The organism is Acidobacteriota bacterium (genome assembly GCA_016196035.1).
Lineage (GTDB): Bacteria > Acidobacteriota > Blastocatellia > RBC074 > RBC074 > JACPYM01.
Genome location: JACPYM010000066.1, coordinates 1 through 21,809, shown reverse-complemented (window position 1 = coordinate 21,809; position 21,809 = coordinate 1). Strand labels below are relative to the sequence as shown.

General features: G+C 56.7%; 20 protein-coding genes and 1 pseudogene. 8 read left to right on the top strand and 13 right to left on the bottom strand.

Features of this window, described 5'->3' with window-relative positions:
- Positions 1-95: 95 nt before the first annotated feature.
- Together HY011_20395 and HY011_20390 are read right to left on the bottom strand one after the other, a co-directional pair.
- Positions 96-1,337 carry a multidrug effflux MFS transporter gene (locus HY011_20395; protein MBI3425300.1) on the bottom strand — a complete coding sequence of 414 codons (1,242 nt, stop codon included), beginning with the start codon at positions 1,335-1,337 and terminating at the stop codon, positions 96-98.
- A pseudogene (locus tag HY011_20390) lies at positions 1,330-2,124 on the bottom strand (guanylyltransferase). The gene HY011_20395 and the pseudogene HY011_20390 overlap by 8 nt, the downstream one beginning before the upstream one ends.
- A gap of 115 nt (positions 2,125-2,239) precedes the next feature.
- Here HY011_20390 and HY011_20385 point away from each other — a divergent pair.
- Positions 2,240-2,470, top strand: coding sequence for a helix-turn-helix transcriptional regulator (locus HY011_20385; protein MBI3425299.1), 231 nt, complete (start codon positions 2,240-2,242; stop codon positions 2,468-2,470).
- Positions 2,448-3,011: a restriction endonuclease gene (locus tag HY011_20380; protein ID MBI3425298.1), complete on the top strand. Its 564-nt coding sequence runs from the start codon at positions 2,448-2,450 to the stop codon at positions 3,009-3,011. Before HY011_20385 ends, HY011_20380 begins: the two co-directional genes overlap by 23 nt.
- Here the strand turns inward: HY011_20380 and HY011_20375 are convergent.
- Genes HY011_20375 through HY011_20355 form a run of 5 tightly spaced genes read right to left on the bottom strand, consistent with a single transcriptional unit; the run spans position 2,962 to position 9,925 of the window.
- Positions 2,962-3,939, bottom strand: a complete 978-nt coding sequence (locus tag HY011_20375; protein ID MBI3425297.1) for a site-specific DNA-methyltransferase — start codon at positions 3,937-3,939, stop codon at positions 2,962-2,964. The two genes, HY011_20380 and HY011_20375, sit on opposite strands and share 50 nt — an antisense overlap.
- Before the next feature lie 13 nt (positions 3,940-3,952).
- Positions 3,953-7,081 carry a VWA domain-containing protein gene (locus tag HY011_20370; GenBank protein MBI3425296.1) on the bottom strand — a complete coding sequence of 1,043 codons (3,129 nt, stop codon included), beginning with the start codon at positions 7,079-7,081 and terminating at the stop codon, positions 3,953-3,955.
- Positions 7,082-7,090: 9 nt separating this feature from the next.
- Positions 7,091-8,221, bottom strand: a complete 1,131-nt coding sequence (locus HY011_20365; protein MBI3425295.1) for a DNA adenine methylase — start codon at positions 8,219-8,221, stop codon at positions 7,091-7,093.
- 1 nt (position 8,222) lies between these two features.
- Positions 8,223-9,161: a hypothetical protein gene (locus tag HY011_20360; protein MBI3425294.1), complete on the bottom strand. Its 939-nt coding sequence runs from the start codon at positions 9,159-9,161 to the stop codon at positions 8,223-8,225.
- Positions 9,077-9,925, bottom strand: a complete 849-nt coding sequence (locus HY011_20355) for a CbbQ/NirQ/NorQ/GpvN family protein (GenBank protein MBI3425293.1) — start codon at positions 9,923-9,925, stop codon at positions 9,077-9,079. The genes HY011_20360 and HY011_20355 overlap by 85 nt, the downstream gene beginning before the upstream one ends.
- Before the next feature lie 127 nt (positions 9,926-10,052).
- On the opposite strand from HY011_20355, the gene HY011_20350 reads away from it, so the two are divergent.
- The 6 genes from HY011_20350 to HY011_20325 all read left to right on the top strand — a co-directional run bounded on the left by HY011_20350 (position 10,053) and on the right by HY011_20325 (position 14,195).
- Positions 10,053-10,379 (top strand): hypothetical protein, encoded by a 327-nt coding sequence (locus HY011_20350; protein ID MBI3425292.1) that lies wholly within the window; start codon positions 10,053-10,055, stop codon positions 10,377-10,379.
- 15 nt (positions 10,380-10,394) lie between these two features.
- Positions 10,395-11,513, top strand: coding sequence for a tRNA 2-thiouridine(34) synthase MnmA (gene mnmA / locus HY011_20345; protein ID MBI3425291.1), 1,119 nt, complete (start codon positions 10,395-10,397; stop codon positions 11,511-11,513).
- Positions 11,514-11,538: 25 nt separating this feature from the next.
- Positions 11,539-11,781 (top strand): hypothetical protein, encoded by a 243-nt coding sequence (locus tag HY011_20340; protein MBI3425290.1) that lies wholly within the window; start codon positions 11,539-11,541, stop codon positions 11,779-11,781.
- Positions 11,778-12,170, top strand: coding sequence for a type II toxin-antitoxin system VapC family toxin (locus HY011_20335; GenBank protein ID MBI3425289.1), 393 nt, complete (start codon positions 11,778-11,780; stop codon positions 12,168-12,170). The genes HY011_20340 and HY011_20335 overlap by 4 nt, the downstream gene beginning before the upstream one ends.
- A 6-nt stretch (positions 12,171-12,176) precedes the next feature.
- The gene (locus HY011_20330; GenBank protein ID MBI3425288.1) at positions 12,177-13,616 is read left to right on the top strand and encodes an aminotransferase class V-fold PLP-dependent enzyme; all 1,440 of its coding nucleotides are present in this window, start codon (positions 12,177-12,179) and stop codon (positions 13,614-13,616) included.
- Positions 13,617-13,724: 108 nt separating this feature from the next.
- Positions 13,725-14,195: an OsmC family protein gene (locus tag HY011_20325; protein ID MBI3425287.1), complete on the top strand. Its 471-nt coding sequence runs from the start codon at positions 13,725-13,727 to the stop codon at positions 14,193-14,195.
- Here HY011_20325 and HY011_20320 read toward each other — a convergent pair.
- The 6 genes from HY011_20320 to HY011_20295 all read right to left on the bottom strand — a co-directional run bounded on the left by HY011_20320 (position 14,192) and on the right by HY011_20295 (position 21,705).
- Positions 14,192-15,187, bottom strand: coding sequence for a VWA domain-containing protein (locus tag HY011_20320; GenBank protein MBI3425286.1), 996 nt, complete (start codon positions 15,185-15,187; stop codon positions 14,192-14,194). The genes HY011_20325 and HY011_20320 overlap by 4 nt on opposite strands.
- 221 nt (positions 15,188-15,408) lie before the next feature.
- Positions 15,409-16,989, bottom strand: a complete 1,581-nt coding sequence (locus HY011_20315) for an ABC transporter permease (protein MBI3425285.1) — start codon at positions 16,987-16,989, stop codon at positions 15,409-15,411.
- 115 nt (positions 16,990-17,104) lie between these two features.
- Entirely contained in the window at positions 17,105-18,391 is a 1,287-nt protein-coding gene (locus HY011_20310; GenBank protein ID MBI3425284.1) for an acetylxylan esterase, read from the bottom strand.
- A gap of 676 nt (positions 18,392-19,067) precedes the next feature.
- Positions 19,068-19,862 (bottom strand): hypothetical protein, encoded by a 795-nt coding sequence (locus HY011_20305; GenBank protein ID MBI3425283.1) that lies wholly within the window; start codon positions 19,860-19,862, stop codon positions 19,068-19,070.
- Between the two features lie 240 nt (positions 19,863-20,102).
- Positions 20,103-21,074, bottom strand: a complete 972-nt coding sequence (locus tag HY011_20300) for a VCBS repeat-containing protein (protein MBI3425282.1) — start codon at positions 21,072-21,074, stop codon at positions 20,103-20,105.
- Between the two features lie 58 nt (positions 21,075-21,132).
- Complete coding sequence (locus HY011_20295; protein MBI3425281.1) at positions 21,133-21,705, bottom strand: hypothetical protein; 573 nt, start codon at positions 21,703-21,705, stop codon at positions 21,133-21,135.
- Positions 21,706-21,809 lie beyond the last annotated feature (104 nt).

Sequence of the window (21,809 nt, the reverse complement as noted above, 5' to 3'; positions counted from 1 at the left end):
ACTGGGAGCGGTAGCGACCGGGTTAGCCTCTGATTCAATCGGCTCAAGGCCAGACTAACCCGGTCGCTACCGCTCCCGGTACCGCATCAGTCTCATCAATCCACAATTTGTAAATCCACTTCCTCTTCCACCTCTACTTGCCCCAATTCACGCACCAAAGGCTGAATCATTATCCGGTGCAGCAACAGCGCCAAACAGCCACAACCCGCAATCACCGCCGCCATCGGCACCGCCGATGCATTATGAAACACGCCCACCAGTGAACCTGCTAACGTCGCTGCCCCAAACTGTAACGTGCCCACCAACGCTGAAGCGCTCCCGGCACGTTCGGCCTGATGCGCCATCGCGCCCGCAATCATGTTCGGGAACGAAAACCCCAGCGCCGACACAAAGGCAAACAGCGGCGGCCAGACCGTCCACATCCCGCCCAAGCGCGTCCATGCCATCAGCAACATCACCAAGCCGAAACATGCGATCAGCAACACTACCCAATGCAAAATCTCATCCGGCTTCCAGCGCGCCAGCAGCCGATGATTGATTTGCGAAGCGGCGATCAACCCAAATGCATTCACACCGAATAGGATTCCGAAAACCTGCTCCGGCACGCCATAGAACTGAATGAACACAAACGGCGAATTCGAGATGTACGCAAACAGCCCGGCCTGCGCCACGGCACCTGCCAGCGCATAACCATTAAACCGCCGGTCAACCAGTAACTGCCCATATACGCGCACTGCCGTGCGAATCGGATTGTCGTGTGTATGCCGCGCCGCTTCCGGCAACGTCTCCTGCAAACCGAAAATTGCCGCTAGTAAACAGCCCACGCCAAACACCGCCAGAATCACGAAGATCGCACGCCAGCCATAAGCTTTCAGCACATAGCCGCCCAGCACCGGCGCCAGAATCGGCGCCACGCCCAGCACCAGCACCAGCAACGAGAAGACCTTTGCTGACGAATGGTGATCGAACAGATCGCGCACCATCGCCCGCGCAATCACGATCCCCGCGCAGCCGCCCACAGCCTGCACAAAACGCCACGCAATCAGGCTCTCGATATTCGGAGCCAACGCGCAACCCACCGACGCCACCACATAAAGCGCGACGCCAAAATACAGCGGACGCTTACGCCCGAACCGATCCGCCAACGGCCCGTAAAACGCCTGTCCCAACGCCAGCCCAATAAAAAACGCCGCCAGCGAAAACTGGACGGCGGAACCGCTCGCGCGCAATTCTTTTTCGAGCGTCGGAAAGCTCGGCAAATACATATCAATCGAGAGCGAGCCGAACGCCGTCAACGCTCCCAAAATCGAAACCAATCGCCAGGAGACTTTATTCATAAGGTGTGGGCTGAAGCGTGACGGCGGTTTCCCGCGCTAACAAACTCAACACAAACTCGCTGTAAGCATCACGCATCGGCAGTTCGTAATCTACCTTGATGCGCCGCCGTAGGGCAAAGACCTGTGCGCCCGTCTGCGGATTGAGGGCAGGCTTTTCGTAGCTTTCCCAATACAAGCCGCTGCCGCGCTTTTGCCAGTTCGGCACGTCGTTGAAATTGATGTCGTGTTGAAACAACAACTCGTTCTTGGCTGCCACCGACATGCCTTCCAACTGCTTCGTCGCCCGCGTCACATCCAAACCGTCCTTGCGCAACGTCCAGTAACACCAGCCATTCAACGCATTGCGGTGCGCGTCCTCGTTGCGTCAGCGGAAGTAATCGCGCACCAGCCCGGCATTGGGCAGCAACGACAACCGGCAATCAAACGCCGCGTGCGCGCCCAGCAGCAAGGCGAACTTCGCGCTCGCCTCGCCCGCCAGAATCGAATCGTACTTGCGCAGCTTGCGGCCAAAAGCATTTTCGAGCGGATGAAACAGCAGCGAAATCTCATCGCTTTGCGTGTAGCCATAAATCACCCGAAAGCCGCACTGCATCAGATGCTCCGTCGTTGCCACCATCAGATCGCGGAAGCGTTCATCAAAGGGCGCCTCGAACTGCTGCACCTCGCGCGTCAGCCGCGTGAAGCTGCGCCCGTCAATCCGCGCGGCCAGAAACATCCCCGGCACGGCGCAATGATCGTGGGCGGTTTCGTAGACGCGCATCTTTTCATCCAACTCATCAAACTTCATCACTCCACTCCTTCACGACAAACCCTCCAATTCTGAGCCGCGCGGAATGTAGCACATTCACGATGCTACTCATAGTCTGTCGCCTGATAGTCATCACTGGGGTTAAATGTGGCGTATGGATGTGACGCAAGTTTTTGCCGACAACATCAAAAGATTACGCCTTGCTCAAGGCTTATCGCAGGAAGCGCTGGCTGATCTGGCAGGCTTGCATCGCACCTATATCGGCGCAGTCGAACGTGGCGAACGCAATATCACGCTGCTCAACGCCAACCGCATCGCAGCAGCATTAGGCGTCAAATTGAGCGATTGCCTGAAAGAGCGCAATGAACGAAAGCGAAAAAATTGAAACCTCCCTCGGCCAAATTCTGAGCCAATATCAGGACTCGTTCTCCCGCAAAACCTACCAGGAAGAAAACAACGAGGTTGATCTATTGATGGCGGCTTTTGCTATTACGCCTGAGTTGAAGCGGGAAAACCGTCAATACTGGGGGCGCGAGTTGGGCATGTGCTGGCAACGGCTGGTGATTGAACTATGCCGCCAGACTTGTCCAGGCTTCAAACCAGCCTTGCGGATCGGAGCGGATGAGCCTTGCGACTTTATCGTTGATCGCCAAGCGATTGACACCAAATACCGCATTGGCTCCGGCGACTCCGGCACACTGAAGAAGTTCAAGGGCTATGGAAAATTGCTCACTGAGCAGAACTATCAACCGATCTTGTTGATCGTGCGGGAGGATAATCTTGGGAATGCCATCAACGCTTGTCTGCTAAGCGGTTGGCAGGTGCTGACGGGCAATGCTACTTACAATTTCATTCAGCAGTTGACAGGGTTTGACCTCAAACAGTTTCTTCAAGCCAAAGCGGCGGCGTATAAGGTAAGCCGTTAGCGGGCGCTTTCTTTCTTGTCACCTTATGCCGCTCAATCTGACCAAGCCGCTTTCTCGCTATCGCTACATACTCAGGTACAGTTTCAATTCCAACGTAGCTGCAACCATGCTTCTTGGCAGCTACGAGCGTTGTCCCGGAGCCAGCAAACGGATCAAGCACCAGATGCTCTGGCGAGGCAGGCACAAACATTTGAACCAGCTTTTCCATCAAGGCCAGGGGTTTGACGGTGCAATGAACATTTTCCTGCTCTTCGGCATCGCGCGGGATGTTCTCGATGATGTTAGATTGAAACGACCCGTCTTCATTGAGGGCACGAAATAACCCGACGCCATTCTTCAACAAGGTCTCGACATAATTGTTGATGAGGGGCTTTTGCACGACCACGATGGCTTCCCATTCACTCCTGAGACAGCTATGCCAGCCTTCCCATTCCTGATGTTCTTCGACGCCCATCTGCTTTAACTTTGCTTGCAGGTTCAAACCTTTCGGGATGCCGCTGGGGCGGCGGTAAACGATGCAATCCCGCGCATAAAAGCCAGCGCGCTCCAATGCCACTTGCAAATGGGCCATCGTGCGCGTGCTGTTGAAGGCCGCGACGACGGCTCCTTCTTTGCAAACCCGGAATAGTTCCACCGCCCATTCGTAACACCATTCTTCGTAATCCAGAATGTTTTGCCGGACGCGGTTATACCAGCGTGCGTTTCTTACGCCACCAGCCAGGCCGCTGCCATAGGGAATGTTTTTAACCAGGGTTTTGCTGTCTTGTACTCGACTCACTCGCCTTTCGATTTCCGCCGCGTCCCATTTGTGGCCGATGAATTCGTAGTTGTAGGGCGGGTCAGTAATGCAAGCAGAGAGGCAGTTGGCAGGAAACTTCTGCATCACTACTTTGCAATCTCCGGTAAGAATTTGGTTCTTAATTTCCATTGCGTCACGAAGGCTACGTCGTCAGCCGCCGGTAAATCCCCGGCAACCGCTCCGGCAAACTCATCACATCATCAATAATCGTGTAGCCCACTTCGCCGTATAAATCCTTCAACTCGGCTTCCGATTCGCGGTCAATCGTGATGCAGAACGGCGTGATGCCGAGCATTTTGGTTTGGCGCAGGGCCATCTTGGTGTCTTCGCGGGCGTAGCGGGAATCGCCGTAATCGTGGTCATAGGGCCGTCCATCCGACAGCACGATCAGCAGCTTTGTCCGCGCGTCCTGGCGTTCGAGTTCGGCGGCGGCGTGGCGGATGGCGGCGCCTAGGCGGGTGTTGTTGTGGTAGGTGATGCCGCCGATGCGGCGTTCGACGGTCTCGTTGTAACGGTCGCCGAAGCGTTTGATGACGAAGTATTTGACGTTGCGGCGGCCTTCGCTGGTAAAGCCGGAGATCGAATAGGCATCGCCTACGGCTTCGAGGGCTTCGCTCATCAGGACGAGGCCCTGCTTTTCGATGTCAATGATCTTTTGGCCGGGGCGCGTGTAAGGCTGATTCGGGTGGCGCGAGATCGTGCGCGCGGTGGACGAAGACATGTCCAGCAGGAAAGAGACGGCGACATCGCGTTCGCGGCGAATGCGGCGGATGTAGAGGCGATCAGACGGGCGGCCTGTGGTTTTGCGGTCAATGTAATGATCAATCAGCGCCTGCAAATCGTAATCTTCGCCGTCGAGTTCGCCTTTGATCTTGCGCAACGATTCGGGCTTGAGCATCTGGAATTGGTGGCGGATCGAAGAGATCACGCCGGAATAACGGGCGCGCACCTGTTCGACAAACTCGCGGTGGCCCTTGCGGTTTTCGCGTTGGATGACGCGGCACCATTTGGCACGGTGATCGCCCAGTTCCCTGTCCCATTCGTCGTAAAAGAATACTTCGTCGCCTTCCTGCAAGTCCTGCTCGCTCGATTCGGCGTTCATCAGTTCGTTGAGCAGTTCCGAATCGCTGGGCATGACGTCTTCGACCACTTGCGACCATTGGTTGAAAACTTCGGGCGCGCGCTGTTGCTGCTGCGCGGGAGTCTGTTGCTGGTCTTTGCTGTCGCCCTCGCTGTCGTCCTCGTCGTCGTCCTTTTCTTCTTCGTCGGCCTCGGCGTCCTTTTGCGCTTCCTGCTGGTTGCGCGCCTGGCCGATCAGTTCGTAAACGCGTTTGGTGGCGAGCAGCGTATCGGCGACCGAGGCCTCAGCGCCGCGCAGGTATTCGGCGACGATGGCTTCGATTTCGAGGATGACTTGCGAGTATGCGCGGCGCGCGATGTCGTCAATCACGCCGCCGCAGAGCGTGATTTGAAAGAGCAATTCATAGAGCGTTTGCTCGATGGTGAGTTCGGCGATGGGCGGGCGGCGTTCGATCAGGTGTCGCATCACAAAATCGAGATCGCGCCGGATGCCGCGATAGGCCGTGCGCAAACGCCAATCAATACGCCCGTTTTCGAGCGTGGTGAAGATGCGCGCCGCGAGCAACGAATTGGGAAAGCGCGAGAGGACGGTTTTGTAGTCAGCATACTCGACCTGCTCTTCGCGCAAGGGCGGACGCGTGAGCGCGCGCAGGTGTTCGCTGTTTGAATACTGCACGAATTCAGGATCGGCTTTGAGTTCGGCGATGGCCTGTTGCGCAAGCTGCTTTTGGAACACGTCTTCAAAGTGGCCGTCAATCGAGTGCAGCGCGGCCCGCAAATCAGTGGTGCCGATGTCGCGCGTGCCGAATTCGACCTGGCCGGCGGCGTGTGCGGCGAGGGCTTTGTATAGCTTGAAATCGGATTCGGGCGAACCGAACTCGGCGATGACCGAGGGCAGTTGAATCGTCTGGCCGTCGTTGATGCGCGATTCGTCTGGGATTTGACCGAGCGGCGCGATCATCATCTCGCGCCCGGTCAGCCCTTCGACATAAAGGCGCAACAGGTGCGAGATGGATTCGAGCGCGACGCCGTCGTGCGCGCCGCGCAGGCTATCCTGGCTGCTTTTCGATTCGAGCGCGTAATAAGCCTGGGCGCGGCGGCGATCCTGTTTGTGCAACTCCGCGCCTTCGCGCGCCCAGCTTTGAAACTGATCCATCGTGGCGGCGGACAGCGCGCGCGGCGAGGATTTGAAGCACTCGAGCGCGACATACACATTCGCGTCGGCCAACTCTTCGACGATGTCCAGCACGGCGCCGATGCGTTCGGTGATGCGTCGGCGCTGCGTGATCGAGAGCGTCGAAAGGACTTTGGGCGTGAGCTTGAGAAAGTCGTAAACGATGGCGTTGCCTTCGGCGGCGACCTTGCGCGTGACGCGGTTCCATTTGTCGAAGGCCTGCGCGCCGCCCAATTCGATCACCGAACGCGCCGAGCGAAAGTATTGCAGCGCCGTCGCGCCGCCGCGTTCAAGGAAGACGGCCGTCTGTTCGCACAGCGCCACCACATCAGCCGGACGCGTGATGAAATTCAGCCCCTCGCCAATCGCGGTCAGGAATTCGGCGGCGGTCGCGCCGGTGCGCTGGGCAAAGCTTTCAGCCAGATTCAACACGGCCTGCGTCGGCGACACCTCAGCGTCGGGCGTTTCCAACTTGCGCAACGCGGCCAATGCGGTGGGCGCGGCGGTCAGGACTTCGGTGCTGTGTTTGACAGAGCGGTGCGCGACTTCGACGGCGATGCCGAACAGGCGCGTGGCCGAAGCCTCATCGCCCAATTGCACGGCGGTGCGCGGCGCGGTGCGAAAGGTCGTCAATGCGGCCTGCGGCGAAAGCACGATCTGTTTGGAACAAAGCGCGACCAGTTGCGCGCGCAATTGCGGCGGCAGCGCCGCCAGCGTCGTCGCCGAATCGCGGAAGAAATCGCCCGCCTCTTCGGAGTTATTCAGCGCGATGCGTTTGCCCAATTCGGCCCAGGCGCGCAGGTCGCCGTTTTCGAGCAGCGGCGCGACTTCTTTAGCGGCCTTAAAAAAATCCAGCGCGACCTTGGGCGAGACGCTCATCAGCGACGCGCCGATGTCCACCGTCACCCAGGCGTGGTCGTGCGGATTGAGGCCAACGCTGCGGGCCAGCCCTTCGACGGCTTTTCCGGTCAGGCCTTTCAGCAACGAACCGGTTAAACTTTTGCGTTCTTCAGACATAAAACAGCGCTACTTCTCGATTAAGAAAAGAAACTCCCGATTGGGGGCTTCAGCCTCGCGCACCCATTCGTTAGTCCACCGCATACCGGCCATGACGTTTTTGCGGTAATCAACTTCTATCACATCAACCAGCCGTCCAGCCGCGCTGATCGCATTATTCAAGCCTGCGGCGGTCGCCCGCCCACCCGAACTGTACGACAAAATAATGTGTTTCGCTTTGGTCAACTTGAGCAGGCGTTCAATGGCGTCTAGCGCAATGAAATGCCCATTGGCATCACAGCGAAACTCTTCAAAAACCGAGGGAGCAACAACGTCCGAAGTATCTGCACGGCGTTTAGCCTTGCCAAACACAGGTGGGCGGTCATTCAAGCAGACTGTTGTCCAGAGGTGGTAATAAGCCGCATAACGCACCCGCGAGGGCGGCATCTTTTCATTGTTAGACCCATAAGGCGGATCAAAATAGGCCAAGTCAGCCTCAACATCAGCCAACAATTCAAAGACATCCTGGCGGTGAACTGAATGTGCTGCCCGCTTGGGAATAAGCTGCGGCACCTTGAGCCGCAAACGGTTGTAAGAACGCGGTGACCATTCGTTCAGGTAAGCCGCATAGTGCCCCAAGGTGCTATCAACCTCGTCCAGTGCCAAAATCAAACTGGTCAAGAGCACCGCGCGCTCCGCGTTGGATAAGGCAAGACCGTCAATCTCATTTCGTATCGCGTCCAGCCGCCGTGTGTTGTGGCTTTGCCATGGTTTCTTGAGACCATCCTGGCTAGTGGAACTAACTTCAGATGCGTCGCCTCCATAAAGTTCGGTAAACCAGCCATCTTCAGGTGGAAGCTGATTCAGATGGTCTATCAACCTTTTGTAATGCGCAGCCGGGTAATCATTCAAGAGATAGCAGGTCGCAAAAACTTCTGACCAGACCGCCAGGTCATTGGCAATCACGGTGTAACCGCTTTGCGCCAGCGCTTGAGAAACACGAGTAGTCCCGGCAAAACCATCAAACACCGTTTTGGGATTGACTTGTTGAACCAGCGAAAGGAGGTGCGGCAACAGCTTTAATTTAGACCCAGCATACTTAATCCCTTCCGTTTTCGGAACGGTCACAACCAGGTCATCAAATAAAGCAAGTGCTTGCATATCAGATAAGGCTCGCTGTTTGTTTCTGTGATTCGATGTCTTCTTTGAGATTATCTAGCGCGGCTTGATGCCCGCTGTTGGTGGCAATCAGAGCGTGCGAGAAGAGTCTGACCAACACTTGGCTGTGGGAATAACTAATCCAGCCGTTAGTCACACTATCAAAGTACTTCAACCCATTTCTGGTATGCGTCCAAAGCCCTCGTTGCAAAGCGTTGGCAGTACCGCCGCCATAACGCACCTCGCATACATAGTTACCGTCGCCATCGTAGAAACGATAGACCGGATGCTTTCTGCCCTTGCCTTCATCTTCCAAGACAACGCGCTGCACATTCAGCCTAGCCGCTTCGTAATCAAACACCAGGATATTGCAGCGTTTGTTTCTTTCGTCATATATCAAAGGCAGGATATTCAGGCTGCCGAAATCACGAAAGGCCGGAGACGCCCACAACGCGCCAAGCTGCCGTTCACCTTCAATCACCTGCCCAAATTTCTGCAAGGCCGGAAACAGTATGAAGTTTTTGTCGGTCGAAAGTTGTAATGGGCCTTCTCCATATGCTTTGAGGCTGACTGGAAACTCGTCGCGTGTGACTTCATTGATAATCTTGATGTCTTCTTCGTGCGCTTTGGAGCGGTACAGGTCTTTGCCGACGTGCACGGATTTGAAATCGTACATGAACTGATTGATGAATTCAGCAATGGCAATCTCGGCCAAGTCGCCATACGTTTTGTTGCCAATCAACCTCATCGTAAAAATGTTACTCAGGGTTGTCGTGATGAGATGAGGGTTCTTACTGATCAGCAGTTTGAACCGCCGCGTGAATTCCTTGTAAGGCGTCATGCTTTCATCATTGGTCGCTAAATCACCGTCGTCACGATCTCCCGAATCCCGCGCTGCAATTCGGCATCGTCTGTAATCGGGCTGGCAATCGCCACATCGCACGCGGTCACCGGGTCAATGCCTTTGGCGATCAATTGCGCGGCGTACACCAGCAAGCGCGTCGAAACACCTTCTTCCAGGCCGTGGCCTTTCAAGTTGCGCACCTTCTCGCCAATCTTGACCAGGTCGCGCGCGGTGGCTTCGTTGACGCCGCCTTCGTGCGCGACGATGTCGGTCTCTTTGTCGGCAGTCGGGTAATCAAATTCAATCGAAAGGAAGCGCTGGCGCGTGGATTGTTTCAAGTCTTTCAGCACGCTCTGATAGCCGGGGTTGTACGAGGTCACGAGCATGAATTCATCAGGCGCTTGTAACAACTGGCCCAGCTTTTCGACAGGCAACACGCGGCGGTCGTCGGTCAATGGGTGAATCAGCACGATGGTGTCTTTGCGCGCTTCGACGACTTCGTCAAGGTAACAGATCGCGCCGTGTTTGAGCGCGGTGGTCAACGGGCCGTCGTGCCAGACGGTCTCTTCGGCTTCGATCAGGAAGCGACCCACCAGATCGGTGGCCGAAAGGTCTTCGTGGCAAGCGACGGTGATCAGCGGGCGGCCCAGGCGGTAGGCCATCGCTTCGACAAAGCGCGTCTTGCCGCAACCGGTCGGGCCTTTCAACATCACGGGCAGTTTGGATTGAAACGCCGTCTCGAAGATCGTCGCTTCGTCTTTGATGTTGAGGTAGTAAGGCTCTTTTTTGATGAGATATTTTTCGATGGTCGCGCTCTTGGGTTCGGTTTTGAGCGTGCCGCTGTTGGGTTTGGTTTGTGCCATGTCTTCTAGTTCAGTCCCTGCATTGATGATGGTGTGTGCTAATATGAGCGGGCATCTTAGCATCCGAAATGGATTGTTGGAAACAGCATGGGTGTCGAGGATGTTGCCAAGCGAAAGGAAAATGCCAATGACCGAAGACAGCGATACTCAAGAATTGTCTGACCGTGAATTACTGCTCTTGCTACACCGGGGCATGGGCGAGTTAAACGGGCGCATGGAGCGGCTTGAGGCAAAGGCGTATGACACACAACCTTTGCCAGCCAACTTTGACGCACGCTTTACCGTATTAGAAAACCGGATAGGCGGAATTGAAGACCGATTGGGCGCGCTGGAAGATTACGTCCGTGAAATTCGCCGCGATGTTAGCCTGTTACGTGATGACATTTTCAACGAACGACGCGAGCGGGCTGATTTGGCTAGCCGGGTGGCAATGCTTGAAACCAGACCAAGTTGAAAGAAGATTTTATCTATGATCGCAGTAGCCATGAGCGGCGGCGTTGACAGTTCAACCACTGCCGCGCTGCTCCAACAACAAGGACACGAACTGGTCGGCTTTTCGATGCAGCTCTGGAACCAGCGCCGCATCAACGTCGGGCCGGACGGCGAACCATTGCCGTCGCGCTGCTGCTCGCTCGACGACCTGTATGACGCACGCACGGTGGCACACAAGCTCGGCTTCCCCTTTTACGTCGTTAATCTCGAAGATGAATTCGAGCGCGATGTGGTGAGTCCGTTCGTCAACAACTACCTCAACGGCCTGACGCCCAGCCCGTGCGTGGCCTGCAATTCGTTTTTGAAATTCGACAAGCTGGTCGAATTGGCGAAGACCGCCGACGCCACCAAAGTCGCCACCGGCCATTACGCGCGTGTGCAATACGACGAAGCGCGGGGCCGCTGGCTGTTGCTGCGCGCGGTCAATCACGCCAAAGACCAATCCTACTTCCTGTTTGAACTGACGCAGGAGCAGTTGCGCTACGCCATGTTCCCGCTCGGCGAAATGACCAAGCAGGAAGTGCGCAACATCGCCGCCGCCGCCGGGTTGCCGACCGCGCACAAACCCGAAAGCCAGGAGATTTGCTTTATCCCGGACGGCAACTACGCACAATTTATCGAACGCTATCTGGCCGAAGAAAAGCCGAACGTGAAGACGTTGCCGGTGCTGAATGCCGCGCTCGCGCCGGGCGAAATCATCACGGTCAGCGGGCAGGTCTTGGGCCGGCACACCGGCATTCATCGTTACACCGTCGGCCAGCGGCGCGGCCTGGGCATCTCTTCGCCTGATCCGCTTTACGTGATTGAAGTGGACGCCAAACGCAACCGCGTGGTGGTTGGCGGTGTGGATGATTTGCTCAAGACCAGCATGATCGTGCGGCGCGTCAATTGGATCGCTGTGGCCGCGTTGACCAAACCATTGCGCGTCACGGTCAAGATTCGTTCGCGTGCGGAAGAGGCGGCGGCGACGCTAACGCAACAAGTGGATGGTTCCGTGCTGGTGGCGTTTGATGAAGCACAACGCGCGGTCACGCCGGGACAGGCAGCGGTGTTTTATGATGGTGATGTAGTGGTTGGCGGCGGGTGGATTGTTTAGTAGGAAGTGTTTAATGGAGAAAACAATGCAAGCTTATCGTGTCGAAACAACAGTCGCGCCGGACGGCAGCTTGACCTTGAGCAATCTGCCTTTCCTGACCGGAGAACGGGTCGAGGTCATCGTGCGTTCAAGTTTTTTCCAAGCGCCAAGTGCCGAGACTGACGCGAAGAATGAAGCAGAGCGCTATCCATTGCGCGGTATGCCCATCGTCTACCACGACCCCTTTGAGCCTGCCGTGCCGGAAAGTGATTGGGAAATTTACCGATGATCGTGCTTGATACGCATATTTGGGTTTGGTGGGTGCATCGGGATAGTCAGCTTCCGGCGGCGCAGCGAGCCTATGTGCAAGCACACGTCACGCAAGGGCTGGGAGTCAGCGTCTTTTCGTGCTGGGAGGTGGCGAAACTCGACCTGTTGGGTAGATTGCCGCTGCCTTTCCCGATCAAAGATTGGTTCAACTTTGCCTTGGCTGAACCGGGTATCCAACTGCTAGACCTGACACCGGAAATTGCGGTCGAGTCCAATCATCTGCCCGGCAATTTCCATCGCGATCCAGCGGATCAACTGATTGTCGCCACGGCCAGAATTTACGGCTGCCTGCTGGTCACGCTGGATGGGAAGATTCAGCGCTACCCGAACGTTCAGATCGCGCCTTAACCAGTAATGCCCAACAACGATCAACTCGATCTCTCACCCGCAGAAATGCGCCGTCTCGGCTACCAAGCCATTGACGAGATCGTCGCCCACTTTGAACAACTCAACGACAAACCCGCCATCCGCGTCGGCACGCGCGCCGAACTCGAAGCCCGCTTGCGCGAGCCCTTGCCCGAAGCGCCAACCGGCATTGAAACACTCTTCGCGCAATTGCAGCGCGATGTCTGGCCGTTTATGGGCAACATCGGGCATCCGCGTTTTTTCGCCTTCATCCCGACGCCGGTCAATTTTGTCAGCGTGCTGGCCGATGTGCTGATGAGCGGCTTCAATCCTTTTGTAGGCTCGTGGCTGGGCGGTTCGGCGCCCGCGCAAATCGAATTGGTAACGGTGGATTGGTTGCGCGAATTGTGCGGCTTGCCTGCAACGGCGGGCGGGCATTTCGTGTCGGGCGGGTCAGCGGCCAATTTGACGGCGCTGGCCGTGGCGCGCCACGTCAAGCTGAATGACCGCTTCGCCGATGCGGTCGTTTACTTTTCAGATCAAACGCACTCGGCCTCTGAACGTGCCTTGCGCGTGTTGGGCTTTGCGCCCGAACAGTTGTGCAAGCTGCCGAGCGATGCGGCGTATCGCCTGCCATTGGCCGCGTTGCAAGCCGCTGTCACCGCTGACCGCGCCAATGGCAGGCGGCCCTTTTGCGTGATCGCCAATGCGGGGGCGACCAACACAGGCGCGATTGATCCGCTGCCGGAACTGGTGCAGTTTTGCCGCGCTGAAGATTTATGGCTGCACGTTGACGGCGCGTATGGCGTGGCGGCGGTGTTGTGCGAACGCGGCCAAGCATTATTGGCGGGATTGGGCGAAGTGGATTCGCTGGCGCTCGATCCGCACAAGTGGCTGTTTCAGACCTACGAAATCGGCTGCGTGCTGGTGCGCGATGTGCGCTGGTTGAAGCAGACCTTTCACGTGCTGCCGGAATATCTGGAAGACACGCAACTCAATATGGCCGAGGTCAATTTTTACGAGCAGGGTTATCAACTGACGCGCAGCTTCCGCGCGTTGAAATTGTGGCTCTCGTTCAAGGCCTTTGGCGTCGCGGCCTTTCGCGCGGCGGTGGCGCGCGGGCTGGAATTGGCGGAATTGGCCGAGCAAGTGTTGCGCGAAGACGCCTGCTGGCAAATCGTTTCGCCCGCCACGCTGGGCATCGTCGCCTTTCGCTTTGCGCCTGTGGGTGTGGGCGAAAGTGAACTCGACAGGTTGAATCAGCAACTCGTCAATGCCGTGCGCGAAGACGGGTTTGCCTTCGCCAGTTCGACGATCCTGCGCGGCCAAACGGTGCTGCGCATGTGCACGATCAATCCGCGCACGACCGAAGACGACATCCGCGCGGCGATTGCGCGCTGGAAAATTCTGGGGCTGCAACTGCTCACGGCAGAGTTGCCACTGTTGTGATGGCGCGCCTCTGAAGCAACGAAAACCTGAGCCGCAGATTATCGCAGACAAACGCTGATCTGCGCCTTTCTGCGATAATCTGCGGCGGGTCTTTTCCGAGGAAGCACAATGAATGATGTTCGCGTAAAACTGGCGCTGGCCGATGGCTTCCGCACCCAAATCACGGCGGGGGCGCACACGCTGGTGGCCGACGAGCCGGTCAAAGCAGGTGGCACCGATGAAGGGATGTCGCCGTATGAATTGCTGCTCTCGGCGTTGGGCGCGTGCACGGCGATGACGCTCAGGATGTATATCGAACGCAAGCAACTGCCAATCACCGAGGTCGAGGTGCTGCTAAGTTTCGACCGCATTCACGCGGACGATTGCGAATCGTGCAGCGACGAACAGAAGGCCGCGAAAAAAGAGATTCAACACATCAGCCGCTTGATTTACGTCACCGGCGCAGTGACCGAAGAGCAGCGCGAACGTTTGCTTTACATCGCCAACCGCTGCCCGGTGCACATCACTTTGCACAGTGACCCGCACGTCGAAGACGCGCTGATCGTTCGCCCGCCGGCAACCATCCAACAAAACGACTAGCGATGCGCCGCTTCGACTTCTTCGGCAGCGGCCCCGGGTCGTTTGGGATTGGCGTAATAGCCTACGCGGGCGCGCACGACGATGCCCGGCGTTTCGGGAGGCGGTGTGACTTTGACTTTCAGCTTGCGCCACTTGCCGTCGGCGGAAAAATTCGACGGCGTATAGCCAATGGAATACTGCTGCCGCAATTCGAGCGCGATCTTTTCAAACGCCTCCGACATGGCCTCGCCATCTTTCGGGAAGAACGCCTTGCCGCCACTCGGCTCTGTCAGTTCGTGCAGAATCAATCCGCCGATTTGGTTGCGCAACGAAAAATCATGCACGCCAATGGCATAGATCAACGCAGCGGATTCATTCACCTGGCGTTTGATCTGGCGCAAACTGGCGCGCGAATGATTGTCGTCGCCATCGCTGATGACCAACAGCACGCGCCGGGGATAACGAGCCTTTTCCAACTGCCGCAAGCCCAACGCGACGGCGTCATAAAGCGCCGTATTCCCTTCCGGTTTCACGCTACTGAATTGCCGCAATAACTGCTGCGGATCGCGTGTGCGGTCTAACGCCACCCAGGCGTGGTCGTTGAACCCGATCAACGAATACTCGTCATCGGCGTGGCAGTTCTGCAAAAAGCGTTCGAGCGCCAGTTGGGAGCGTTTGATCTTTTCGTCGCGCATCGAACCCGACAAATCGAACACGACGACAATCGAAGCCGGTGTGTCGGTATTGGTGAAGTAGCTGATTTCCTGGGCCACTTGGTCTTCAAACAAGGCAAACGCGCCTTGCTCCAGGCCGGACACATGGCGGCCCTGTTTGTCGCTGACGGTGACGGTCAGCGACACAACCTGCGTGTCGAGGCTGAGCACAGCCTCGTTCGCAGACCTGGCGGTCTGGGCTTGCACAAGGGCAGCCACGCCCAATAACCACAGCAGCGCCAGACAGCTTTGCCCGCATAGCTGCCGCACAAAGCGCCGCACAATACGATGGACTTTCATGGTTCCCTCCGAATGTTGCTTCAGGAAGGGGGGGTATTTTTCTTCGTTTTGAGAGGAGTAGGACGCGCCTCGCCCGCGCGTCGCAACTGCTCTCTAGTGGTGCTTAATTTGTTTCGTTACGGCGGTGATTCTCTGGCCGAAACCCCGTGTAGTCAACCGCTTCGACAAAGAATCTCGACGGCCCAGCCAACGTAAAATTCACTTGCACAACCGGCACTGCATTACTCATAGCGCAGTGCCTTGATCGGGTCTACTTTGGCGGCGCGCGAGGCCGGATAGATCGCCGCAATCAGGCTGATGAACACGGCGAACAGGATCGCGCCGCCCGACAAAAACCAGGGGATCGAAAAGAATTCGATGTGGCGCATGGTTTGGCCTGCTTGCCGCACGATCCACTGGTTGGCCAGCGTGTTGGCCAAACGGTCTACGCCCCAGCCCGCCAGCACGCCCAACGTCCCACCCAGCAGGCCAATCAGGCTGGCTTCGACAAAAAAGATTTTCATGATCTCGCCGTCCGAACCGCCGATGGCTTTCATAATGCCGATCTCGCGCGTGCGTTCGCGGATGGACATAATCATCGTGTTCGAAATGCCGAACGACGCCACCAGCAAGGCGATGCCGCCAATCAACGCCAGACTGCTGTTGATGATCAGGAAGATGCGTTCGATCTCTTCGAGTTGGGTCGTGACTGAAAATGCGCGCAGGCCCAGCTTTTCCAAGGCGGCGGTGACGGGTTTGATCTGGCTCGGATCGGTGACGCGCAATTCCAACGCGCGATAGCTAGGCACATCGTCATGCCCGGTCAGCGCCTCGCCCATGCGTTCCATCGGCGACAGATTCGCCAGCCGCAAGCGTTTGGCCTGTTCCAGCGGCAAAAAGAAATTGGCATTGCCGAAGGGGCTGAAATTCAAGCCGCCTTCGGTTTTCAGCACGCCGACAATGCGAAAGGCATGTTTCTCAAGGCGGCTGTCATCAGCCACGCCAATGGGTGTCGAAGCGGGATTGAGCAACGGAATGCCAAAGATGCTGCCCGTCACACTTGCTGCGCCGGGTTGCGAGAGCAGCGTAAGCTCTTTGCCCAGGGCGGCTTGCGCATCGCGCACGCGCTCTTCATCGCTCTTGGTCGAAGTGGCTTGAAACGGCCCGCCTTGTGGTGGCCCGCCCCGGCGATTACGGCGACGGCGAAAGGCTTCCGGCGAAAACGCGGTGAGGAAGTTTTCGTTGATGACGGCTTCGTGCGCATCGGCAGTGCGGAAACCGCCGCCCGCCAGAAAGGTTTTGAAACGCGGATCATCGCCCACCGTCGCCCCGGCAATCGTTTGCACCCGCGTGCGGTCGTTAAAGCGCGTGAAGCAATTGAACGTCACAATTGGCGCGACAAACCGCACGCCCTTCAGCCTACCAATCTCGGCGAGCGTCGTTTCATCCAACACGCGGCGCGGCCGGCTGGGCGCATTCGGTGGGCCATTGCTGGCCGGAGTTGCACTCGGCGCGGGGCTGGCTACGGCTTCGGCATTCCCAGGCTTTGCGGCTCCCTCTTCGTCTTCATCCAACGCGGTGCGCCCTTCGTTCAACGCCAGCAGGTCTTCCGTATCCGCGCCCAACACGGTGATTGCAGTGAAGGCATCCAGTCGCGCAAAGGCCTGGCCGATGATGTTGCGCTGCAAGCCGATGCCGAAACTGACCATCGTAATAATCGCGGCAACGCCGACGACGACGCCGATGACGGTCAGCGCCGTGCGCAGTTTGGCCTGGCGCAAATTGCGCAGCGCCAGCATGAGGATGTCAACAAAGCTCATCATTTGTTTGCCGCAATGTACAGTCGGCTGCCAGCCAACTGCCTGCTCAGACGTTGTAAGGCCGAAAGCCAGCCCCAAATTCGCGCGAACTTTCAGCCGGCTGGCAGCCGGCTGTACATTATTTCTTCGTCCGCAGATGTTTATCGGCGAAGTTCAGATACTGTTCCCAATCGTACTCGGTGACATCATGCTTACCCGCACGGATGTGATAGCCGATGGTCGTCATGACTGGCTGCTGCAAGCCCGGCATCTCGGTCGTGCCCAGGCCATCCGTGCCCAACAAGCGATACACTGGCGAAGCCGCTTTGGCCGAGAGGAATTCGCCGCGCGGGTCTGACCACTGGTCTTCGACGGCACTAGCGACGTAAAGCGGACGCGGCGCAATCAGCGCCAGCAGCATGTGTTGATCAACGGGCAGCGCCGCGACGTTGCGGTTGTACTGTTTGAAATTGGCGTTGAACCAGTATGGGAAACTGGTGTTGATGCGTTCGACCGTCTCGCCGAAATTACGCCGCGCCAGCGCCGCGCCGCCTTCGCCACTTTCATTGGAAATGACCAGCGCAAAGCGTTCATCCTGCGCGCCCGCCCACAACGTAGCTTTGCCCAGCCGTGAATGCCCGATGATGGCGACACGCCGGGCATCGAGCGTCTTGTCCTTTTCGATGTAATCCATTGCGCGGCTCATCCCCCACGCCCACGCGCCCAGCGCATTCCAGTCGTTGGCGGCCTGCGCCGTCTGCCCGTTTCGATAAAGCTGTGGGATGATCGAATCTTTCAGGCCTTCGTTGTGATCGGGGAACAAATCGCCGCAATAGGCTGTCACGACGGCGTAACCGCGTTTGACGATCATTTCGATGGCCCAACGATTGGCTTCGCTGCCGCGCGCTTTGACAGTGGCGCGGTTGTTGACGACGCCGCCGTCTCTGGTATTGGGCAGCCACGCGGTCGAAAGCGTGATGCCGGGATCAGGATGCACGGCGTGGTTGCCGTTGAAGCTCAACCCCATGAACACAGGCGCAGGCTGCCGGGCCGCTTTTGGCACAAAGAGCAGCAGATGCATTTGCGGGCCGTCCTTGCGTCCAAGCAGATACACCGTGACTTCGCGGCGCACGGCCAAGCCGCCCAGCGCATTCTCGTCGCGTTTGGTTTCAGCAAACGCAATGCGCGTTTTTGTCGCGGGCGTGAAGCCATACACGTGCTCGCCAAAGAGTCGCAAAATCTCTTGCCGCCGCGCGCGCCAGGCCTTGGCATCGGTGACAGCGTTGCCGTTGGCGAGCCGCAAAGGATCGGGCAATTCGTAACTGCCGACTTTGGCTTCGTCATAATTGGCGACGAAGGGCTGGTTTTGCGCTCGTGCTGATGGCGTCAAAACACTGAACCAAAGCGCGCACGCCAGCGCTGTCAATTTGAATGAGTATGGTTGGAGCGACACGGAAACATCTCCTTTTCGGGTTTTGCGCTGCCACGCCTGAATGCACAGCAACGCCGCCCAGGCATTTTACAAGCCTTGCACTACGAAGCAATGAAGCGCACGAAGCAGGTAAGCTAAGATCGGTTTTCATGTCAGTGTACGGTGTCAGTAGCCCGCGCGTAAGTCTCGTCATTACCCAAATCTGTGCACGAATCGCGCGCGCCTGGTTTTCAGCCCGCGGATGTGGGCGGCAGTGTAAAGCCCAGGGTGGAGCGCGGTGGCGCGGAACCCTGGGAACATTGGCGATTACGCGCCCAGCCCGCGATGGCGGGCGGCAGATCGTGCTCCACTGCGCGCAAGTCTGCCGCCCACTTCGCAGGCTTGGGGCTGCATCTGGCGCCGTCCTGGGGTTCCGGCTGACGCCTCCGCCCCAGGCTTTATGCTGCCGCCCGCATTCGCGGGCTGGATTCGTGCACAGATTTTGGTAATGACAAGCCGTAAGCAAGGGCTTGCTTACAGCGGTTTTCGCTGGAATAAGTAGAAGTAAAAACTTCGAAAGCCTATAAACATTGGGCAAAATCGTTTCCTATCTACTCACTCAACTGAAAACCGCTGTAGGCTAGTCGGGCCTTTGCTTACACGCGGGCTACTGACACAAACATCCATTGATTCAACAGCCCGGCGGGAACACCGGAATCGTCACCGCCCCCGCATTCGTCGTCGTCAGCTTGTGCAGGTTGTGGCCCTGATTGAACGCCCCGCCCCGCGCCGTCGCATTCTCATTGAAGTTCAAGACCGCGCCCGTCATTGCGCCCAAATTTGTCACCGAAGCCTTCAACCAACCCGTGCGGCCCGCCGGGATGAATTGCTCGTAGCGCGGCACCGTGCGCAATGAACTGCCCGACAACACGCTGCGCAACTGGCAAGTCGCCGCCGCGAAGCTGAAACTCACCGGCGCTTCGGCATCGTCATAAAGAATCCCAAACACATTCGCCAACGTCGCCGCGCCCGTCGCCAGACTGCCGCCGATGCGATTCAAAATCAGCAGCGTCTCGTTGCCATCCGCGCGCGAAGCCAGATTGTCCACCGCCAGCACGTGCGGCAGCAGGCTGTAACTGCTCCCATCAAAACGCAGCTCAACCGTCGTCGTATTGCCATCGCAAAGCGGCAAGCCGCCCGCAATCGCCGTCGCCGCTTCAGCGCCCAGATTGGCCGCGTGACCGCTGCTGAATTTTACGAATTCATCGCCGATCAGATGGTTGAAACTGATCGGGCAGCCCAACGCATCCACCGCCACAGCGACGACGTAACCGCTCGTCCCCGGATCCAAATCCGAAGCCAGAAAACTGGTCGTCTGATTCGGCGTCAGACACACAAAGCCATCCGCCACGCTGCACGACGCGCCCTCCACAAAAAACAGATGCACATAGCTTTTGTTGACCGGATGCGTGTTGGTCAAACTCAATCGCGTGTTCTGCGCATTGGGCGCGGCGGCGCTGGAAGTGAAAGCGTTGTAGATGAGGATTAAACTGGGGCGTTGGGCAATGAGTGGTAAAGTGTGACAGCCAATATGTCCGGGTAATTACCGCTGTTCCAGGCTGTCATACTGCATGGCTACCCACCATATGCATGAGCAACTTTGTAAAGCATAAGTTCATACCGTAATCAAGGTAACAACTAATAGTCATATTTGTGGTATACCTACTCACCACACTATCAAGTCAGCTTTACCGTCACCATCATAATCTCGTGGTATCGGCATGTTGCCATTTACTCCTAATTGCTTTATCACATTTGCGCCATTGTTACTCTGCTTGATGTACCAGTTGCCTTCCCTTCGCCGCCAGACCGCGACGTCGGCCTTGCCATCGCCATCATAATCGGCGGGGACAGGTATATCGAAATAGGGGTCGAAGCCAGCGCCCCACGAAATAATCTGATACTGATCATCACTACTGCGTTTGATGTACCAGTTACCTTCTGCTGGTCGCCAGACGGCTAAGTCAGCTTTACCGTCACCATCATAATCAGCTGGCACTAAAACATCACCAGATGTACCCCAGGTCTTTATGACACTCGCGCCATTGCTACTCTGCTTGATGTACCAATTACCCTCGATGGGACGCCAAATAGCCAAATCAGCCTTACCATCGCCATCATAATCAGCGGGTACCGGCACATCGTAGTACGGGGCATAAGCTGCTCCCCACTGAGTAATCTGATATTGACTATCACTGCTGCGTTTGATGTACCAATTACCTTCATATGGCCGCCAGATAGCTAGGTCGGCTTTACCGTCACCATCATAATCTTTTGGCACTGGCACATCACCGGAGATTCCCCACGTAATCACAGCAGTAGTTGTGTCATTTGAACTCTTCACGATGAACCAATTACCATCGCTTAACCGCCAGACTGCTCTATCGGCCTTGCCATCACCATCGTAATCAGCCGGTACTGGCAGGTCGCTCGTAATTCCAAAGGTTGGGGGCGGGTCTAGCAAGGTATTGTTTGAACTCCTTAGGACTTGCCACTGACGGGGTGCAATGACTGCCGACTTTAAGAAAACATCATAAATTACCTTTTCACCATTTGCCGTAATAATTCTCCCCTTAAACAAGAATTGGTTACCGTGTTGATCAGCTATCGGCGTCGAAACATACTCTAAAGAGATCATCGTAATGCCTTGCGAAGCAAGGGTAAGTAGCTCGGCTGGCTCTGAAATTCCATTGTGGTTAATGTCTTGCCAAAGACGCAAACACACCGTCAGCGCTGGTAATCCAGCCGTCTTCGTTACCGCCGTTCTCCGGCTTATCAAACTCGGCTAATGCGTGAAAACCATTCTCACCGTCAGAGTAAGGTGATTGTTGGGTGAAATTGCCAAACAATTCCAAGCCATCGTCTATGGTTCCATTACCATTACGGTCTAATGCCAGCCAGGCATTGCCAGAACTTTGGGTCGGCCAGGCAGCCTGAAGGCTAGGATTGCTACCGGTTAAGTTAAACGGCACTCCACCAACAACATCGCTAAGGCTAAACCCTCTTCCGGAAAGGTCAATTAGGATAGGGGAAGCCTTACAACAAAGATCCCCATTATTTCCAGATGGTAAAAGGAGGTCTCCAAAATCACACTCAGTACCATCGGCTGGCGTACAACCATTGCGGGGCGGAACCTGCGCAACACCACCGCAAGGCCCCTCAGCTAAGCAAGGCCTCTCCTCTCTAATGCCATGGGGAGCGCCTTGTAAACAATCTGCTTCTTCCTCAAACTTCTGATCCCACTGGATTTTGTGGGTAAGCTCGGTCATTGAAAAAGAAACGGATGATTGCGTTGTAGCGGGTTATCCTTTTGGGTGACGAAACTCGAAAGGAGTCCCAAGCGCAACCATCCGTGTGTAGAAAGCATATCGTT

What these genes read in the sequence shown, in the direction of transcription:
- HY011_20300 (MBI3425282.1), bottom strand. Translation starts at nt 21,074, where the DNA reads ATGATCTCTTTAGAGTATGTTTCGACGCCGATAGCTGATCAACACGGT.
- HY011_20385 (MBI3425299.1), top strand. Translation starts at nt 2,240, where the DNA reads ATGGATGTGACGCAAGTTTTTGCCGACAACATCAAAAGATTACGCCTT.
- mnmA (MBI3425291.1), top strand. Translation starts at nt 10,395, where the DNA reads ATGATCGCAGTAGCCATGAGCGGCGGCGTTGACAGTTCAACCACTGCC.
- HY011_20320 (MBI3425286.1), bottom strand. Translation starts at nt 15,187, where the DNA reads ATGAAAGTCCATCGTATTGTGCGGCGCTTTGTGCGGCAGCTATGCGGG.
- HY011_20370 (MBI3425296.1), bottom strand. Translation starts at nt 7,081, where the DNA reads ATGTCTGAAGAACGCAAAAGTTTAACCGGTTCGTTGCTGAAAGGCCTG.
- HY011_20355 (MBI3425293.1), bottom strand. Translation starts at nt 9,925, where the DNA reads ATGGCACAAACCAAACCCAACAGCGGCACGCTCAAAACCGAACCCAAG.
- HY011_20330 (MBI3425288.1), top strand. Translation starts at nt 12,177, where the DNA reads ATGCCCAACAACGATCAACTCGATCTCTCACCCGCAGAAATGCGCCGT.
- HY011_20295 (MBI3425281.1), bottom strand. Translation starts at nt 21,705, where the DNA reads ATGACCGAGCTTACCCACAAAATCCAGTGGGATCAGAAGTTTGAGGAA.
- HY011_20325 (MBI3425287.1), top strand. Translation starts at nt 13,725, where the DNA reads ATGAATGATGTTCGCGTAAAACTGGCGCTGGCCGATGGCTTCCGCACC.
- HY011_20380 (MBI3425298.1), top strand. Translation starts at nt 2,448, where the DNA reads ATGAACGAAAGCGAAAAAATTGAAACCTCCCTCGGCCAAATTCTGAGC.
- HY011_20365 (MBI3425295.1), bottom strand. Translation starts at nt 8,221, where the DNA reads ATGCAAGCACTTGCTTTATTTGATGACCTGGTTGTGACCGTTCCGAAA.
- HY011_20395 (MBI3425300.1), bottom strand. Translation starts at nt 1,337, where the DNA reads ATGAATAAAGTCTCCTGGCGATTGGTTTCGATTTTGGGAGCGTTGACG.
- HY011_20375 (MBI3425297.1), bottom strand. Translation starts at nt 3,939, where the DNA reads ATGGAAATTAAGAACCAAATTCTTACCGGAGATTGCAAAGTAGTGATG.
- HY011_20350 (MBI3425292.1), top strand. Translation starts at nt 10,053, where the DNA reads ATGACCGAAGACAGCGATACTCAAGAATTGTCTGACCGTGAATTACTG.
- HY011_20315 (MBI3425285.1), bottom strand. Translation starts at nt 16,989, where the DNA reads ATGATGAGCTTTGTTGACATCCTCATGCTGGCGCTGCGCAATTTGCGC.
- HY011_20335 (MBI3425289.1), top strand. Translation starts at nt 11,778, where the DNA reads ATGATCGTGCTTGATACGCATATTTGGGTTTGGTGGGTGCATCGGGAT.
- HY011_20340 (MBI3425290.1), top strand. Translation starts at nt 11,539, where the DNA reads ATGCAAGCTTATCGTGTCGAAACAACAGTCGCGCCGGACGGCAGCTTG.